At 60.1% G+C, this 223-nt stretch carries 1 protein-coding gene; it reads right to left on the bottom strand.

Annotated elements, in window-relative coordinates; translation table 11 throughout:
- Nucleotides 1–223, bottom strand: a 223-nt coding sequence (locus F3J43_RS23730) for an immunoglobulin-like domain-containing protein (protein WP_166893067.1), incomplete at both ends; no start/stop codon positions are given.

Consider the following 223-nt stretch of genomic DNA (forward strand, 5'->3'; position numbering starts at 1 on the left):
GTTTGTTGGTGATGGCTGGCTGACCACCGACGAACACGTCGTCCGGAGCCGTAATAGTCACGGTGCCGGAAGCACTGCCAGCCGGAATGGTGACTTTGGTGCCATCGGACAAGGTGAAGGTCAGACCATTGTGACCATTGACCGGCAGCCCCTGGCCGTTGCTCAGGGTCACGGTGTAAGTGATCTCACCGCCTTCAGCGACGGTGGTCTTGTCGGCGGTCAG

It is taken from the genome of Pantoea sp. Cy-639 (genome assembly GCF_011752525.1).
Classification (GTDB): Bacteria; Pseudomonadota; Gammaproteobacteria; order Pseudomonadales; family Pseudomonadaceae; genus Aquipseudomonas.